The 17,087-nt window shown below is 44.6% G+C and carries 17 protein-coding genes; 16 read left to right on the forward strand and 1 reads right to left on the reverse strand.

The annotated features are described in order from the left end of the window. Positions 1-86: 86 nt before the first annotated feature. On the reverse strand, positions 87-833 hold the full coding sequence (gene flgA, locus ACQEXU_RS17350) for a flagellar basal body P-ring formation chaperone FlgA (RefSeq protein WP_367988447.1): 747 nt from the start codon (positions 831-833) through the stop codon (positions 87-89). A 77-nt stretch (positions 834-910) separates the two neighbouring features. Between flgA and ACQEXU_RS17355 the strand changes: the two genes are divergently transcribed. The 16 genes from ACQEXU_RS17355 (at position 911) to ACQEXU_RS17430 (ending at position 16,814) form a co-directional block, all read left to right on the forward strand. Further along, positions 911-1,837 carry a chemotaxis protein gene (locus tag ACQEXU_RS17355; protein WP_367988448.1) on the forward strand — a complete coding sequence of 309 codons (927 nt, stop codon included), beginning with the start codon at positions 911-913 and terminating at the stop codon, positions 1,835-1,837. A gap of 10 nt (positions 1,838-1,847) precedes the next feature. Beyond that, positions 1,848-2,675 carry a protein-glutamate O-methyltransferase gene (locus ACQEXU_RS17360; RefSeq protein WP_367988449.1) on the forward strand — a complete coding sequence of 276 codons (828 nt, stop codon included), beginning with the start codon at positions 1,848-1,850 and terminating at the stop codon, positions 2,673-2,675. Positions 2,676-2,924: 249 nt separating this feature from the next. After that, positions 2,925-3,320 carry a flagellar basal body rod protein FlgB gene (gene flgB, locus ACQEXU_RS17365; RefSeq protein WP_367988450.1) on the forward strand — a complete coding sequence of 132 codons (396 nt, stop codon included), beginning with the start codon at positions 2,925-2,927 and terminating at the stop codon, positions 3,318-3,320. Positions 3,321-3,324: 4 nt separating this feature from the next. Continuing rightward, positions 3,325-3,741: a flagellar basal body rod protein FlgC gene (flgC, locus tag ACQEXU_RS17370; protein WP_367988451.1), complete on the forward strand. Its 417-nt coding sequence runs from the start codon at positions 3,325-3,327 to the stop codon at positions 3,739-3,741. A gap of 16 nt (positions 3,742-3,757) precedes the next feature. After that, positions 3,758-4,468 carry a flagellar hook assembly protein FlgD gene (gene flgD / locus ACQEXU_RS17375; protein WP_367988452.1) on the forward strand — a complete coding sequence of 237 codons (711 nt, stop codon included), beginning with the start codon at positions 3,758-3,760 and terminating at the stop codon, positions 4,466-4,468. A gap of 29 nt (positions 4,469-4,497) precedes the next feature. After that, positions 4,498-5,802 (forward strand): flagellar hook protein FlgE, encoded by a 1,305-nt coding sequence (gene flgE / locus ACQEXU_RS17380; RefSeq protein ID WP_367988453.1) that lies wholly within the window; start codon positions 4,498-4,500, stop codon positions 5,800-5,802. Positions 5,803-5,998: 196 nt separating this feature from the next. Then, positions 5,999-6,748: a flagellar basal body rod protein FlgF gene (locus tag ACQEXU_RS17385; RefSeq protein WP_367988454.1), complete on the forward strand. Its 750-nt coding sequence runs from the start codon at positions 5,999-6,001 to the stop codon at positions 6,746-6,748. A 20-nt stretch (positions 6,749-6,768) separates the two neighbouring features. Next, positions 6,769-7,557, forward strand: a complete 789-nt coding sequence (gene flgG / locus ACQEXU_RS17390) for a flagellar basal-body rod protein FlgG (protein WP_367988455.1) — start codon at positions 6,769-6,771, stop codon at positions 7,555-7,557. 23 nt (positions 7,558-7,580) lie between these two features. Then, positions 7,581-8,360, forward strand: coding sequence for a flagellar basal body L-ring protein FlgH (gene flgH, locus ACQEXU_RS17395; RefSeq protein ID WP_367988456.1), 780 nt, complete (start codon positions 7,581-7,583; stop codon positions 8,358-8,360). A gap of 52 nt (positions 8,361-8,412) precedes the next feature. Further along, positions 8,413-9,504, forward strand: a complete 1,092-nt coding sequence (locus ACQEXU_RS17400) for a flagellar basal body P-ring protein FlgI (RefSeq protein WP_367988457.1) — start codon at positions 8,413-8,415, stop codon at positions 9,502-9,504. A gap of 10 nt (positions 9,505-9,514) precedes the next feature. Beyond that, on the forward strand, positions 9,515-10,426 hold the full coding sequence (gene flgJ / locus ACQEXU_RS17405) for a flagellar assembly peptidoglycan hydrolase FlgJ (RefSeq protein ID WP_367988459.1): 912 nt from the start codon (positions 9,515-9,517) through the stop codon (positions 10,424-10,426). A gap of 141 nt (positions 10,427-10,567) precedes the next feature. Beyond that, complete coding sequence (gene flgK, locus ACQEXU_RS17410; RefSeq protein WP_427011744.1) at positions 10,568-12,442, forward strand: flagellar hook-associated protein FlgK; 1,875 nt, start codon at positions 10,568-10,570, stop codon at positions 12,440-12,442. Positions 12,443-12,454: 12 nt separating this feature from the next. After that, positions 12,455-13,648, forward strand: a complete 1,194-nt coding sequence (flgL, locus tag ACQEXU_RS17415) for a flagellar hook-associated protein FlgL (protein ID WP_367988462.1) — start codon at positions 12,455-12,457, stop codon at positions 13,646-13,648. A 5-nt stretch (positions 13,649-13,653) separates the two neighbouring features. Then, entirely contained in the window at positions 13,654-13,779 is a 126-nt protein-coding gene (locus tag ACQEXU_RS17420) for a hypothetical protein (protein WP_367988463.1), read from the forward strand. Between the two features lie 249 nt (positions 13,780-14,028). After that, positions 14,029-15,168 carry a flagellin gene (locus ACQEXU_RS17425; protein WP_367988464.1) on the forward strand — a complete coding sequence of 380 codons (1,140 nt, stop codon included), beginning with the start codon at positions 14,029-14,031 and terminating at the stop codon, positions 15,166-15,168. Positions 15,169-15,680: 512 nt separating this feature from the next. Beyond that, positions 15,681-16,814 (forward strand): flagellin, encoded by a 1,134-nt coding sequence (locus ACQEXU_RS17430; protein ID WP_367988465.1) that lies wholly within the window; start codon positions 15,681-15,683, stop codon positions 16,812-16,814. The last annotated feature ends 273 nt before the right edge of the window (positions 16,815-17,087 follow it).

The following is a 17,087-nucleotide window of genomic DNA, read 5'->3' on the forward strand; positions in this document are numbered from 1 at the left end:
AATGAAAAACCTGTACAGTCCATATCGACTGAACGAAAAATAACTTTAGTGTTTTTTCGTCCACCGTTATTTTTACAACTTAATGACTAAAACTGTACAGTGACTTCTGAAATTCCCGTTACTCGTCCTTCAATTATACGGTTGGATTTACTATTTTTCACTCTTATCTGTTCACCATGTGAGCCATCCGTTAGCGCAATACCTTTTGTTGTTATCGTCATGCCAGACTTAATCGCTTTGATAACAACGTTTTCATTACGACATACTACGCAAATATCATTGCTTTCAAGAACTTCACCCAAACGTAAGTTTTTTTTAGCTTTAGCACCAATTACTGAACTAATTGTTGAAAAGCCTTGCCGTCTGAAGCGCTGCAAGTCTACCATACTAATAGTAACGTCCTGAGGCGAAATAATTTGTCCTCGACTTAGTGATGTGGTCAAGGTGACTTGTGGCCCTGAACGATAGATACGAACAGGAACATAAACCTTCCAATTATCATCGGGGCATTCAACTAGTACGGTAATGTTACTGGCATTTGGATTTGTTGATGATGAAGAGGTTGCTAAGTCACTGGGACAATCAGTTGCAAAAATCCTTGAATCGATATTCGCGGCTTTTGCTTTAAGAATGCCATCTTGAGGCCAGTCTAGCGTTGCAAGAATATACTCTTCCGCGCTTTGCTGAATATGCTGTATTTGTGGTTGAGTAGCTGATGTTACTGAAAAACTAAAGAAAAAGAATAAAAAGCCGATACACTTAGAAAAAAGTATACAGATGGCTCTACAATTACTTATGGAAAACGATCTTACGGTTGATTTAGGATGTGTCATTCTGTTTCTCTGGTTTTTCATTGCACACAGTAGACTATCATCTTTTTAGAATGAAAGTTTAAGATGGAGATGAGCTTATGACGGGGATCCTCGATTCGGTGAACCAGCGTACCCAACTCGTTGGTCAAAACCGATTGGAGTTATTAACGTTTCGTCTAATGGGACGTCAACGTTACGGTATTAACGTATTTAAAGTAAAAGAAGTACTTCAATGTCCTAAGCTTACTTTAATGCCTAACCTTCACCATTTAGTCAAAGGGGTGGCTCATATCCGTGGCCATACGGTTTCTGTTATTGATTTAAGTTTAGCAATTGGTGGCAGACCGACAGAAGATGTTGATAAGTGTTTTGTGGTGATCGCGGAATTTAACCGGACTATTCAAGCCTTTTTGGTGACGTCAGTTGAACGCATCATCAACATGAACTGGGAAGCGATTTTGCCACCGCCAGATGGTTCTGGTAAAGCCAACTATCTGACAGCGGTAACGAACATTGATAATGAATTAGTTGAAATTCTCGATGTTGAAAAAATTCTTGCTGAAATCGCTCCGATCGATGAAACCATGGATTCCACAATTGCGGAAGAAATCGCTCAAGCCGAAGAAGAAAAAGAAATCGTTAGGCGTATTCTTATCGCTGATGATTCAACTGTTGCAAGAAAGCAGGTTGAACGAGCAATTAACTCAATTGGTTTTGAAGCGATCGCGGTGAAAGATGGTAAAGAAGCTTATGAAAAGCTGGTAGAAATGGCAGCAGAAGGGAATATTTACGATCAGATCTCATTAGTGATTTCAGATATCGAAATGCCAGAGATGGATGGCTATACTTTAACGGCAGAGATTCGTCGTCATGCCGATCTCAAAGATCTATATGTCATTCTGCATTCATCTCTCAGCGGTGTATTTAACCAGGCAATGGTAGAACGAGTTGGTGCAAACTCTTTTATCGCGAAGTTCGATCCTGATGAACTGGGTAATGCAGTGAAGAAAGCACTAACGGAATAAAGAGAAGTTAATGACAGCGATAACTATAAGCGATCAAGAATATCGTGATTTTAGCCGTTTCTTAGAATCTCAGTGCGGTATCGTACTAGGAGACAGCAAGCAGTATTTAGTGAGGAGTCGTTTGAGCCCACTCGTCACGAAATTCAAACTCGGGTCACTTTCAGACCTTCTTCGTGATGTAGTCACCGGACGTAACCGAGATCTACGTGTTGCCGCTGTTGATGCTATGACAACGAACGAAACATTATGGTTTCGTGATACTTACCCGTTTGCAGTGCTTGCCGATAAGCTTTTGCCTGAGGTGGCTGCTAGTAAAAGACCCATTAAAATTTGGTCTGCGGCAAGTTCTTCAGGTCAAGAGCCGTATTCAATGGCAATGACTATCCTAGAAACACAACAACGCAAACCTGGCATGCTGCCAAGTGTGTCTATCACGGCAACTGATATCTCAGCGAGTATGTTAGATATGTGCCGAACCGGGGTCTATGACAACTTGGCTCTGGGTCGTGGTCTCTCTCCTGAGCGTCGTCGTAACTTCTTTGAAGATGCGGGGGATGGTCGGATGAAGATCAAAGACAATGTGAAGCGTTTAGTGAATTTCAGACCACAAAACTTAATGGACAGTTATGCGCTGCTTGGTAAGTTCGACATTATCTTTTGTCGCAATGTACTGATTTACTTTTCTCCGGATATGAAATCTCAAGTTTTGAATCAAATGGCGAATAGTTTAAACCCTGGAGGTTATCTGCTTTTAGGAGCATCAGAGTCTCTAACTGGGTTGACCGATCGCTTTGAGATGGTTCGTTGTAACCCTGGAATCATATACAAACTGAAATAATGTTTGGTGTATGGATAAAAGCCCGGCAATTGCCGGGCTTTTTTGTAGTTATCGAACTGTGCCGCTTCGTTATATACTTGTCTTGAGACATTCCATCTCTCCATCGTTAATCTAGGTTTTAAATAAATTGGCTTATTTATTGCTGGATTAGCAAAAGATATTGGCATGAATTGAGTCTGATTCTAAAGTTGGTACACAACTTGCTTTTATCTTAAGTAATAACGGTCAGTTCTTTGAATAGAGGCAATTATGGCTATTTCTTTCGACAATGCTTTAGGTATCCACCAATACACGGTTGGCGTGCGTGAGCGCAATGCTGAGGTCATCTCTAGCAATATTGCACAAGCGAATACACCGGGCTTTAAGGCGAAAGGAATGGACTTTAAGAGAGCATTGCAGGCGGCAACATCAGAGGCAAGCATTGGTCTTAGCCGAACAGATGGTCGGCATATTTCTGCCTCTACTCAGGTAACCGGGGAAGTGCTTTACCGCACGCCAACTCAACCTGATACCGGTGATGGCAACACAGTAGATGTCGATTTGGAGCGTAACCTATTTATGCAAAACCAAATTAGACACCAAGCATCACTCGACTTCTTAGGAAGTAAATTCAAGAACTTAACGAAAGCACTGAAAGGGGAATAATTAGATGAGCTTATTTAACGTATTCAATGTGACTGGTTCTGCCATGAGTGCTGAATCTGTTCGTCTAAATACTACCTCAAGTAACTTGGCGAATGCAGACAGTATCTCTAGTTCAGCAAAAGATACCTACAAAGCACGTCATGCTGTCTTTGGAGCTGAGTTAAGCAAAGCGCGTTATAACCGTGACCATAATGTGCCAGTGAAAGTATTAGGTATTGTAGAGAGCGACAAACCGCTCAATGCAGAGTACAACCCGGATCACCCACTTGCGAATGACGAAGGTTATATCTACAAGCCAAACGTCAACGTAATGGAAGAAATGGCAAACATGATTTCTGCTTCCCGTTCATACCAGACAAATGTTCAGGTCGCAGATGCAAGTAAACAAATGCTGCTGCGTACGCTGCAGATGGGTCAATAAGGATAGGGGGTAACGTATGGCCGGTGGTATTAACAACGTTGGTCAAAGCGGCTTGTCCTATATTGATCAGCTTAAGCAGATTCAGGACGCTAAAAAGCCAGATGAGACCACAGGTAAGCAAGACTTAAAGCAAGAAGACTTCTTATCGCTACTCACAAAGCAATTAGCGCAACAGGACCCGTTTAAGCCGGTCAGTAATGACCAGATGATTGCACAAATGGCATCATTCGCAACGGTGGATGGTATTGGGAAAATGAACAATCAGTTTGAAACACTGAATGCGTCCATGACCTCAAACCAAGCACTTCAAGCTTCTTCATTAGTCGGTCGTGATGTTCTCGTACCGGGTGCTGCAGGGGTTAAGAAAGACACCGGTGGTATGGCTGCCATGGTTAAGCTTCCTCAGTCGGTTGACAATTTGATGGTTCGAATTGAAGACCAAATGGGACAGCTTGTCAGAACGTTCGATGTCGGTGCGAAGCCTGCGGGTGACAGCCGCGTTGAATGGGATGGTAAAGATCAAAACGGTAATCCATTGCCGGCGGGCAAATACAATGTGAAAGCCGCAGGTTTGCTTGATGGGAAGAGCAATGAATTTGCAGTTTCAACTTATGCAAATGTGAACAGTGTTCTTCTTGGAAAAGGCGATGGGAACGTACTGCTCAATCTGGCTGGCTTTGAGTCGCCAGTTCGACTTGCTGAAGTACTAGAAGTTGGCAAAGCGTAATTTACGCTAGCTAGATAGGAGATTTTGGAATGTCATACGTAGCTTTAAGTGGTTTGTCTGCCGCTCAATTAGACTTAAACACAACCAGTAACAACATTGCCAACGCCAACACGTACGGCTTTAAAGAGTCTCGTGCTGAGTTTGGAGATGTTTATTCTAACTCATTATTTACTCATGCGAAGACCACTCCGGGTCAAGGTGTTCAGGCTGCGAAAGTTGCTCAACAATTCCACGAAGGTTCAAGTATTTATACGAACAACCCAATGGATTTACGTATTTCGGGGACGGGTTTCTTTTCTGTAGCGAAAGACCGCTTAACACCTCAGCAAAATGAGCTGACGCGTAATGGTGCTTTCCACCTCAACAAAGATAACTACATGGTAACTGCAAACGATGAGTTCTTATTAGGTTACCAGGTAAATAAAGATACGGGGGATGTGCTGTCTTATGAGCCTTCTCCAATTAACATTCCAAAAGAGTTTGGTAAGCCTAAACAGACAGCAAATATTGAAGTCGGTGTGAACTTGCCAGCGGGTGGTGAGCTAAAAGATCCAGCATTGTTTGACTACTCGGATCCTGAAACTTATAACCGCTCAACGTCTTCTACGATTTACGACTCAATGGGCCAGTCTTACAAGCTGACAACGTATTACTTGAAAGATCTAAACCAAGCGAATACATGGCAGACGTACTATACCGTGACTGACAGTGCAGGTGAAAAGCCGATCAACATCGTTGGTGGTGATGCAACTAGCCCAACCGGTCATGTTGGCCACACTATGAAGTTCAATAACGATGGTACCTTAGCAAGTTTGAACAATGGTCAGAATATTGTTTCAGAGGCGCTTGGCGCAGGTGCGAACCCTGTTGAATTGAATGGTGCCGATGCATCACAAGTACTTGCGTTTGGACTCAATGATGCCACTCAGTTTGCCGCTCCTTTTGAACTCACCAAGTTCGATGAAGATGGTGCGACAACTGGCTTTTTGACCAAAGTCGACTTTGATGAAAATGGTAGTGTGTTGGCCACTTACTCTAATGGTGAGAACACCTCATTAGGTCGTGTAGCGCTGGTTCGTGTTGCTAACGAGCAAGGGTTGGACAAGAAGGGCGGCACTCAGTGGGATTCTACTCAATTCTCTGGTGACAAAGTTTGGGGTGAATCTAACAAAGGCTCATTCGGTACGATCAGCAGCGGTACGCTTGAACAATCAAATATCGATATGACACAAGAGCTGGTCGATTTGATCTCTGCTCAACGTAACTTCCAAGCGAACTCTCGTTCACTAGAAGTTCATAACCAAACACAGCAAAACATTTTGCAAATTCGTTAATCAGATATTCGCAATCATCTGAGTGGCAAGCTGGTGGCAATCACCTGCTTGCCGCTGTTGCCTCTTGCCTATTGTGGCAAATCAAAATCTTCATTTTATCGTCACTTCTCCATATATCTCATTGAAAAATAACCAAATATAAAACTGGCACATCAATTGCTTTATTAGCTCTGAATAGTGATTTTTGGAGTGAATTATGGATCGTGCATTGTTTCTAGCAATGAGCGGCGCAAAGCAAAATATGCAAGCGATGCAGCTCAGAGCAAACAACTTAGCCAATGTCAGTACGACAGGCTTTCGAGCCGACTTAGAGCAAGCGCGCTCTATGCAGGCTTATGGTGAAGGTTTGCCTAGCCGCGTATTTAGCATGACAGAGCGTCCGGGACATAATTTCTCTCAAGGCAGTGTGATCACCACTGGGCGAAACCTTGATGTCACCATCCAAGGTGATGGTTGGATTTCTGTCATGGATAAAATGGGCAAAGAAGGCTTAACCCGCAACGGTAATCTAAAAATTGATGTCAATGGCATGCTTACCAGTGGTAACGGCAATTTGGTGCTTGGCGAAACAGGCGCCCCCATCACAGTGCCGCTTCCGGTGAGTAAAGTAGAAATCGGTACCGATGGCACGATTTCGGTTGTTCCTCAAGGAGCACCGGCGGATGCGATGGAAATAGTTGACCGCATTAAGCTGACCAGCACAAACAACCAATCACTATTCAAAGATGTTAACGGAATTTTCCGAGCAAAAGATCCTAACACGGCATACGAAGCGGATGCCGGAGTCAAACTGCTCACAGGTGCACTCGAAGGCAGTAACGTGAATGCCATTGGGGAAATGACCAGCCTGATTGACTTGCAAAGACAGTTCGAGATGCAAGTGAAAATGATGAGCACTGCAGAAGAGATGGACAAGACGTCTGATTCTCTGCTTCGTACAAGCTAATGAGGTTTTAGGAGAGAGTTATGCATCCGGCATTATGGGTAAGTAAGACTGGCTTAGACGCACAGCAAACCAATATTTCAACCATTTCAAATAACTTAGCGAACGCCTCAACCGTAGGTTACAAAAAAAGTCGCGCAGTATTTGAAGATTTGTTTTATCAGAACATTAACCAGCCTGGTGGTCAGTCATCGCAAAACACTGAGCTACCGAGTGGCTTAATGTTAGGGGCAGGTTCCAAAGTTGTCGCCACTCAAAAAGTGCACACCCAAGGTAACACCCAAACCACAACCAACAGCTTGGATATGATGATCGAAGGAGATGGCTTCTTCCAGATCCTGATGCCAGACGGCAATATTGGTTATACCCGTAACGGTCAGTTCACCGTGAATGATGAAGGGGTAATTGTTACTTCAGGTGCGGGGTATTCCCTAGAGCCAGAAATTGCGATTCCAGAAGATGCGATCAGCATTACCATCGGCACAGATGGTGAAGTTTCAGTGCGAGTTCGTGGTCAGCAAGACAACCAAGTACTTGGTCAAATTACCACGGTAGATTTCGTTAACCCAGGTGGCCTAGAGCCGATTGGTCAAAACTTGTATCTACCAACTGGTGCGAGTGGTGACCCACAAGAAGGGGTTCCGGGGCTGGATGGTTTTGGTGAGGTTCGTCAGTCAATGCTGGAAACCTCAAACGTCAACGTAACGGAAGAACTGGTGAACATGATCGAAGCGCAGCGTGTCTACGAAATGAACTCTAAAGTGATTTCAGCCGTCGACAAAATGATGAGCTTCGTGAATCAGCAACTATAAGCGCGATTGAGAGGGTGAGAGCAATGAATCGTTTATTTGTCGTACTAGTGGTTGCCGCGATGTCCGGTTGTACTATGTTGGAACCAGAAGTAGAAACGCCAGATGTGGTTCAAGGAACCACAACGGTGGATGCGGTTGAAGGGGATAAAGCGAAAGAGGAAGATGCTGGTATCGTCGATACGCTTCGTCGCCGCAATGATCCTGTCGCAGGAGACCCAGCTTGGGCACCTATCCATCCTAAATATCAACCTGAACACTATGCAGCGGAAACGGGTTCATTGTTTAATTCTGCTCGAGCGAGCAGCTTATATGATGACTCAAAACCACGTGGTATTGGTGACATCATCACCGTAAATTTAAATGAGAGTACTAAGGCAGCGAAAAGCTCTGACGCGGATTTGTCTAAAAACAACGATGCGTCGATGGACCCACTTGAAGTCGGTGGTCAGGCGCTTGCTATCGGTGATTATGATTTCTCTTATGCATTGAGCAACGACAATAAATTCAGCGGTAGTGCTGCGGCCAACCAAAGCAACAGTATTTCAGGCTCAATTACCGTCGAAGTGATCGAAGTGTTGGCAAACGGAAATCTCGTGATCCGTGGGGAGAAATGGCTCACTTTGAACACAGGGGATGAATATATCCGCTTAAGTGGCACAATTCGTCCGGATGACATTGATTACGACAACACCATCGCATCCAACCGCATTTCCAATGCCCGAATTCAATATTCTGGAACCGGAACCAATCAAGATATGCAAGAACCGGGATTCTTGGCACGATTCTTTAATGTTGCTCTCTAAGCCAACGTGAAGTCGAAGTTTTGGCACCCGTGAGAGAGTATAGGTAGAAGCGATGAAGAAGTTATTTCTGTTAATCACCAGTTTGATGATGATCACCACCAGTGTACAGGCTGCCCGCATCAAAGATGTCGCACAAGTCGCTGGTGTGAGAAGTAACCAATTAGTGGGTTATGGTTTAGTTACTGGCCTACCGGGTACTGGAGAGTCAACGCCATTCACGGATCAGAGTTTCAATGCCATGTTGCAAAACTTTGGCATTCAATTGCCACCGGGTACCAAGCCGAAGGCAAAAAACGTAGCCGCAGTTATCGTAACCGCAGAGTTGCCTGCATTTTCTAAGCAAGGCCAAACCATTGATGTAACCGTTTCTTCAATCGGTGCCGCAAAAAGTTTACGTGGCGGCACCCTAATGCAAACCATGTTGAAAGGTCTCGATGGGCAAATCTATGCCGTTGCACAAGGTAACTTAGTGGTCAGTGGGTTCAGTGCGACAGGGGCAGATGGCTCCAAAGTGGTCGGAAATAATCCAGCCGCAGGCATGATCTCAAATGGTGCTATTGTGGAGCGTGAGATCCCAACACCATTTAGCCGTGGTAACCACATTACTTTTAACTTACTAGAATCCGATTTTACCACTGCACAGCGAATGGCTGATGCAGTGAATAACTTCCTAGGTCCTCAAATGGCACAGGCGGTGGACGCGACTTCAGTCAAAGTGCGTGCCCCGCGTGATGCCAGTCAGCGTGTTGCTTTCCTATCTGCTATCGAAAATTTGGAATTTGACCCAGCAGATGGCTCAGCAAAAATTATCGTCAATTCGCGCACAGGCACCATTGTGGTTGGTAAACATGTTCGCCTAAAACCAGCCGCTGTGACTCATGGTGGCATGACTGTGGCAATTAAAGAGAATTTAAACGTGAGCCAGCCAAATGCTTTGGCGGGTGGGCAAACGGTCGTGGTACCGGATACGGATATCGAAGTGAAAGAAGAACAAGGCAAAATGTTTAAGTTTGAGCCGGGTCTGACGTTGGATGATTTAGTGCGTGCAGTCAACGAAGTAGGCGCAGCACCTTCTGACCTTATGGCTATTCTTCAGGCATTGAAACAAGCTGGGGCCATTGAAGGCCAGCTGATCATCATTTAAGGAGTGAGCCATGATCAATAACGGAAATGACATCGGCTTTATCCATGACATTGCAGGGTTAGACAAACTGCGTCAGAAAGCAGTAAATGGTGAAGAAGGTGGTGAGCAAGCGGCATTAAAAGCGGCAGCGAGACAGTTTGAAGCGATTTTCACCTCTATGTTGTTTAAATCGATGCGTGATGCGAATGCATCGTTTGAATCAGGCTTAATGGATAGCCAAAATCAGCAGTTCTACCGTCAAATGATGGATGAGCAGATGGCCAGTGAGTTGAGTGCGAATGGTTCACTGGGCTTAGCAGACATGATTGTTGCTCAATTAAGCACGGGGAAAGTAGAAAACCAGAATGCCGCAGCGAACAATGAAAGCTTCGAGCAGTTGATGGATAAGGTAAACCGCACTCGTCAATACCGTGCTGAGCAGGTAGAACAAGCAACAAACACTACCAAAACGGAACCAAGTTCATTTGATTCGCCAGAGTCCTTTGTCGCGTCATTGAAGCCGTACGCTGAAAAAGCAGCACAAGCTCTTGGGGTTGATTCATCACTGCTTCTTGCTCAAGCTGCCCTTGAAACTGGATGGGGCCAGAAAATGGTGGGTAATGCTCGCCACAGCAGTAATAACCTGTTTAATATTAAAGCGGATCGTAGCTGGGGTGGAGAGCGCGTGGCTACACAAACTCTTGAATACCATCAGGGGGTTCCTGTCCAGGAAAAAGCCGCATTTCGTTCTTACCAAAGTTACCAAGATAGCTTTAACGACTACGTTCGTTTCCTACAAGAAAACCCTCGTTATACATTGGCTCTGCGTCATGGCGGTGATTCTGAAAAGTTCATTAATGGTATCCATCAAGCTGGTTACGCAACTGACCCGAAATATGCAGATAAGGTATTGAGGGTAAAAGATAAAATTGACCAAATGTAATCTCAATCACATCATTTCTAAGCCAGCGTCCTGCTGGCTTTTTATTATCAAATAATTCCTACATTGTTCTGGCACGCATGTTGCTTTGTATATGGGTAGCAGTTCAGTAATTACTGATTTTATTGGGTTTTCGGGGGCAATATGGCGTCGGATCTTCTGAATCTTGGTTCACAAAGTGTACTTACAGCTCAGAGACAACTAAATACCACAGGTCATAACATTTCCAATGTTAATACAGAGGGTTATAGTCGTCAGTCTGTAATACAAGGCACGAATATGCCGCGTCAATATGGTGGGGAAACCTACGGTATGGGCGTACATGTGGAAAAAGTTCGCCGCTCATGGGATCAGTTTGCCGTTAACGAGCTTAATTTATCGACGACCAACTACGCGCACAAACGTGATGTTGAAGAAAACCTTGAGATGCTCTCAAGTATGTTGTCTTCAGTGGCGTCGAAAAAAATTCCAGAAAACATGAACGAATGGTTTGATGCAGTAAAGTCTTTGGCTGACAGCCCAAACGATGTGGGTGCACGTAAAGTTGTGCTCGAAAAAGCGGGCTTAATCACGCAAAACCTAAATGACTTTCATGAAACCATTCGTTTGCAGTCCGATGTCACCAATAAAAAGCTTGATTTAGGTATCGAGCGCGTCAATCAGCTTGCGTTAGAAATCCGCGATTTGCATCGTTTAATGATGCGAACCCCCGGCCCTCACAATGACTTGATGGATCAACATGAAAAGCTAATAGCAGAGCTATCGGAGTACACCAAAGTAACGGTAACACCGCGCAAAAATGCGGAAGGCTTTAACGTCCATATTGGTAACGGACACACCTTAGTTTCAGGTACCGAAGCCAGTCAGCTTAAAATGATTGATGGTTATCCTGATGTGCATCAACGCCGTCTGGCGATGATCGAAGGAAAGGGCATCAAAGCCATTACTACCAAAGACATTGACGGCAAAATTGGCGCAATGCTAGATATGCGCGACAAACGCATTCCACAATTGATGGACCAGCTCGGCCGAATGGCGACCGCTTTCTCCCATGAAGTGAATACGTTGCAATCTCAAGGTATGGATTTGAGAGGGAACATTGGTGGTTTGATCTTTACCGATGTGAACTCAGAACCTGTCGCTAAAGCGCGTGTGATCACCAGTTCAAATTCGACGGCTGACCTTGCGGTCTTTATCGAAGACACCAGCCAGTTAAAAGGTGGTGAATATTCGCTGCAAAATAATGGCAGCGACTACATTATCACCAAGCCAGATGGTGAGCAGTCTGCCGTTCCAGTGGTGGGTGACTCGATTTATTTAGATGGCATCCGAATCGAAATTCGTAATGATTTAAGCCAAGGTGAGCGTGTTTTACTTAGACCGACACGATATGGCGGCGCGCAAATTAAGATGGAAACCAACGACCCCTCACACATTGCAGCGCAAAGTTATGAAGCTTCAACCACATTTGCGCAGGGCAATGCAAAGTTCACGATTGCTGCCGCTGGTGATCTGCGTGAGTTTGAAGTTGTGGTATCGCCGGACGGCAACCAATTTGCAGTTACTGATACCAAAGGGAAAATGTTACTTGCACCGCAAGCCTACCCACCAACAGGTCCGGTAACGGTAATGGGCACCAGTTTCGAACTGACTGGCGGTGCGCTGCCGAACGACAAGTTCACGGCAAATCTTGTCCCATCTGAAGGTGACAACGGCAACTTGCTAAAAATGCAAAATATTCAGACCAACAAAAAGCTCAATGATGGTGAGTCCACGGTATTGGACATCTACCATAACTTGAATACCGATGTAGGCTTGCAAATGTCGACAGCCTCGCGTTTGACCGATGTCTCTCGGTTAGAAAAAGAAGCGGCGCAAGAGCGTGTAGCTTCCATCTCGGGGGTAAACCTAGATGAAGAAGCGGCCAATATGATGAAGTTCCAACAGGCATATATGGCATCGTCACGCATTATGCAGGCTGCGAATGATACCTTTAACACCATTCTGGCACTGAGGTAGGAGGCGATATAAATGTTAAACCGTATTTCTAGCTTCCATAATTATCAGTCGGTGCAAAATGACTTGCGTCGTCAAGAGACCAAGGTGCATCACAATCAGGCCCAGCTTGCATCAGGTAAGCGGCTCATGAAAGCCAGCGATGACCCATTGGCGACCCATTATATTCAAAATATTGGTCAGCAAAGTGAACAGTTGCGCCAGTATATGGACGGTATCGTGTTAAGTCGAAACCGTTTAGAACATCATGAAGTGATCATTTCGAACGCAGAAAGTTACGCGGATGAAGCAAAACGTACCGTAATGGAAATGATTAACGGCTCGCTTTCTCCGGAAGACCGCTTTGCTAAACGCAGAGAAATCGAAGAAATTGCCAACAACTTTCTCAACTTGGTGAATGTTCAGGACGAGTCGGGTAACTACATCTTTGCTGGGACCAAACCTAAAAACCAGCCTTTCTTTCGAGATGGTAATGGTGATGTGGTCTATGCCGGAGATGATTATCAACGCAAGATGAAGATTTCCAACGCCTTGGAAATGCCTATTAATGATCCTGGCAGCAAGCTGTTTATGGAAATTGATAATCCGTTTGGTGACTTTGAACCACAGTACGCATTAGGCGAGGCTTCAGAGCTGTTGTTGGAAAGAGCGATTAACCTTAACCCGGATGATCAGTCTACCTATAAAGTCACTTTCGTTGATATGCCAAGCGGCAAATATGGTTATCAATTAGAGCGTGACGGTTCGGTGGTTGCCGCTGATGAATTTGACCCATCGACGGGAATTAAGTTTGAAGATGTTTCGATTCAGGTAAAAGGCCAGATCAACAAGGGGGATGAAATCACCCTTGAACCAAGAAGAACGTATTCGATCTTTGAAACATTTCGTGATGCGATGGCGCTATCTGAAGGCTCGGTTTCAGACAGCTCGAATACTGCTAAGTTACATCAAATTACGCAAGAATTTCATGCTGCTTTTATCCATTTAAACAAAGCGCGCACCGATGTAGGGGCAAGGCTAAGTACGCTCGATATTCAAGAGCAGCAACATGAAGACTTTAAGATGACGCTCGCGAAGTCAAAAAGTACGTTTGAAGATTTGGATTATGCCGAAGCGGTGATTGAGTTTAATGAAAACTCACGTGCGCTTCAGGCATCGCAACAGGCTTTTGGCAAAACCAAAGACCTGACGCTTTTTAACTACATCTAACCGTCATGCCTTACGTGCTATGCCGTAAGTGCTGGTTAGGTGATGCTGCCCTTGGTGATGAACATAAGTTGCATAAGCAGCTATGGCAATTAAGCGGCAATCAGATGGCAATGCATTTTGCCGTTGAATAAGAAAGATAGGTTTTTAGCCATTATAAAAACCGATTCCTTGTTATAAATGATTGAATAAATTGAGTAATAAATCTTTTGTGAGATTTTTCTTAAACTTGGCATAGTACTTGAAAGAGTAATATCAAGAGTTAATCAAAAGGTTTATAAACCGGTGATTGCCGGTTTAGCAAGTCATCACGGTCAGTGCTTCCAAATGAGATTAAGCTGGCCGCTTCGCAAGCACTTGCGAACTCACTAGGAGAGCAAACTATGACCATTACAGTAAATACTAACGTGTCGGCGATGACCGCTCAGCGTTACTTGAATAAGGCGACAGGTGAATTAAACACCTCGATGGAACGCCTATCTTCAGGTAATAAAATTAACAGTGCAAAAGATGATGCGGCAGGTCTGCAAATCTCGAACCGATTGACAGCGCAGTCTCGTGGTCTTGATGTTGCAATGCGTAACGCGAACGATGGTATCTCGATTGCACAGACAGCTGAAGGGGCGATGAACGAATCGACCAGTATCTTACAACGTATTCGTGACTTGTCATTGCAGTCTGCTAACGGCACCAACTCAGCATCTGAGCGTCAAGCTCTGCACGAAGAAGTTGCAGCACTGCAAGATGAGCTAAACCGTATCGCCGAGACGACGTCATTCGGTGGCCGTAAGTTGCTTAATGGTTCATTTGGTGAAGCGTCATTCCAGATCGGTGCGAGTTCTGGTGAGGCAATCATCATGGGATTGACCAGTGTACGTGCGGATGATTTTCGTATGGGTGGCCAGTCATTCATTTCTGAGCAAGGTAAAGACAAAGACTGGGGCGTTCCTGCAACGGCCAAAGATCTTAAATTTGAATTTACCACCAAAGATGGTGAAGCCATTACGCTAGATGTTTTAGCAAAAGAAGGCGACGACATTGAAGAACTGGCAACGTACATTAACGGTCAAACCGATAAGTTCAAAGCATCTGTTAACGAAGAAGGTAAGCTGCAGATCTTTGCCGCAGAGCCAAACCTACAAGGCAACCTCAATATCTCTGGTGGCCTAGCAGGTGAGCTTGGACTCAACGGTGGTCCTGGTGTTGCGACAACCGTTCAGAACATTGACGTACGTTCGGTGGGTGGTGCACAAAATGCAGTAGGCATTGTGGATGCAGCGCTTAAATATGTAGACTCTCAACGAGCTGACTTAGGTGCGAAACAAAACCGTTTGAGCCACAGTATTAATAACTTGGCTAACATTCAAGAAAACGTTGAAGCGTCAAACAGCCGTATTAAAGATACCGATTTTGCGAAGGAAACAACGCAAATGACCAAAGCACAAATTTTGCAACAAGCTGGTACATCGATTCTGGCTCAAGCAAAACAGTTGCCAAACTCTGCAATGTCATTATTGCAGTAGTAATAAGACCCTTCATTAACGCACTCCCAGACGTGGGGTTAATGAAGGAGCTTAGGCAAGCATGATTGATATTGAGTGTAAAGTTCTCTCTCTCACCTGCTTTATACTTTGCCATTAATCATGCACTCGGCAGCCAAAATGTGTCATTTCTCTCGATCTCCACATTGGCATGGCTACCACATAGCCCCGGTTCTCTCAAAGGAAAGGGGCTTTTTCTTTTTCTGTAACTTTTAAACCTTCCATATTTCAGCATGATGTAGCGCGTTATTGATGTGCTAATGCTATCACTCGACCGATTCTGATTATTCTTTAATTAAAACTTCTCAAACTGTTTCCTTGGTCACCTAATCATCTAAAGTTTATTTTTTCGGCATACAATTCCATTTTTCTTCTAAAGGAAACTCAATGCGGGTCGCTAATAAGGGTACTTTGAGAGAACTAATTGGTTTGCCGAGACGTCGGAAACCGTTCGGAACTTCCGACTCGTCGGATAATCAATAGGAGAGACCACTATGGCGGTTAATGTAAACACTAACGTATCGGCGATGACTGCGCAGCGTTACTTAAATAGCGCAACATCAGCACAACAGACATCAATGGAACGTTTATCTTCTGGTTTTAAAATCAACAGTGCAAAAGACGATGCTGCTGGCTTGCAGATCTCTAACCGTTTGAATGTGCAAAGCCGTGGCTTAGATGTTGCTGTACGTAATGCGAATGATGGTATTTCAATGGCGCAAACCGCAGAGGGTGCCATGAATGAAACCACCAACATCCTGCAACGTATGCGTGATCTATCACTACAATCGGCGAACGGTTCAAACTCTAAGTCTGAGCGCGTGGCGATTCAAGAAGAAATCACTGCATTGAATGACGAATTGAACCGTATTGCGGAAACGACCTCATTTGGTGGTAATAAGCTACTTAACGGTACATTCGCAACCAAATCATTCCAGATCGGTGCAGATAATGGTGAAGCGGTGATGTTAACGCTGAACAATATGCGTAGTGACAACACCATGATGGGCGGTAGCAGCTATGTTGCAGCAAATGGTCAAGATAAAGACTGGGCCGTTCAAGCAGGTGCTAACGATCTAACCATCGCACTGACGGATAAGTTTGGTCAGGCACAAAACATCACTATCAATGCAAAAGAAGGTGATGATATCGAAGAACTTGCAACGTACATCAATGGTCAGACTGATATGGTGAAAGCATCGGTTGATGAAGAGGGTAAGTTACAAATCTTCACAGATAACAATAAGGTAGAAGGTGCAACAACCTTTGGTGGTAGCCTTGCTGGTGAATTGAGCATGGGTGCAGCTCAAGCCGTGACGGTAGATACCATTGACGTAACTACAGTAGGTGGCGCACAAGAGTCTGTCGCTATTGTGGATGCGGCTCTGAAGTTTGTAGATAGTCACCGTGCGGAGCTGGGTGCATTCCAAAACCGCTTTAACCATGCGATCAACAACTTAGATAACATTAACGAAAACGTGAATGCTTCTAAGAGCCGTATTAAAGACACTGACTTTGCTAAAGAGACGACAGCGCTTACTAAATCGCAAATCCTGTCTCAAGCATCAAGCTCTGTCTTGGCACAGGCAAAACAAGCACCAAACTCTGCTCTTGGTTTGCTTGGTTAATCCAATTAGTTGCAATGCAAAAATCCAGCTTCGGCTGGATTTTTTTATGCCTAAGCTAAGTGTAAGTAAGCGCGCTCTACGTAAAGTGAACTCGTTGTCTATCGCTCGTAAAAGTGTGTTAACTCGGAAAGAAGGGGATGAAGTAAAGTTAGACGGATAGATAAAACAAAACCCAGCAAAAGCTGGGTTTGTAATAAATGGTGCGGAAGGAGAGACTTGAACTCTCACACCTTGCGGCGCCAGAACCTAAATCTGGTGCGTCTACCAATTCCG

The sequence above is a fragment of the Vibrio sp. TRT 21S02 genome (assembly GCF_050113675.1).
In the GTDB taxonomy this organism is placed as follows: domain Bacteria; phylum Pseudomonadota; class Gammaproteobacteria; order Enterobacterales; family Vibrionaceae; genus Vibrio.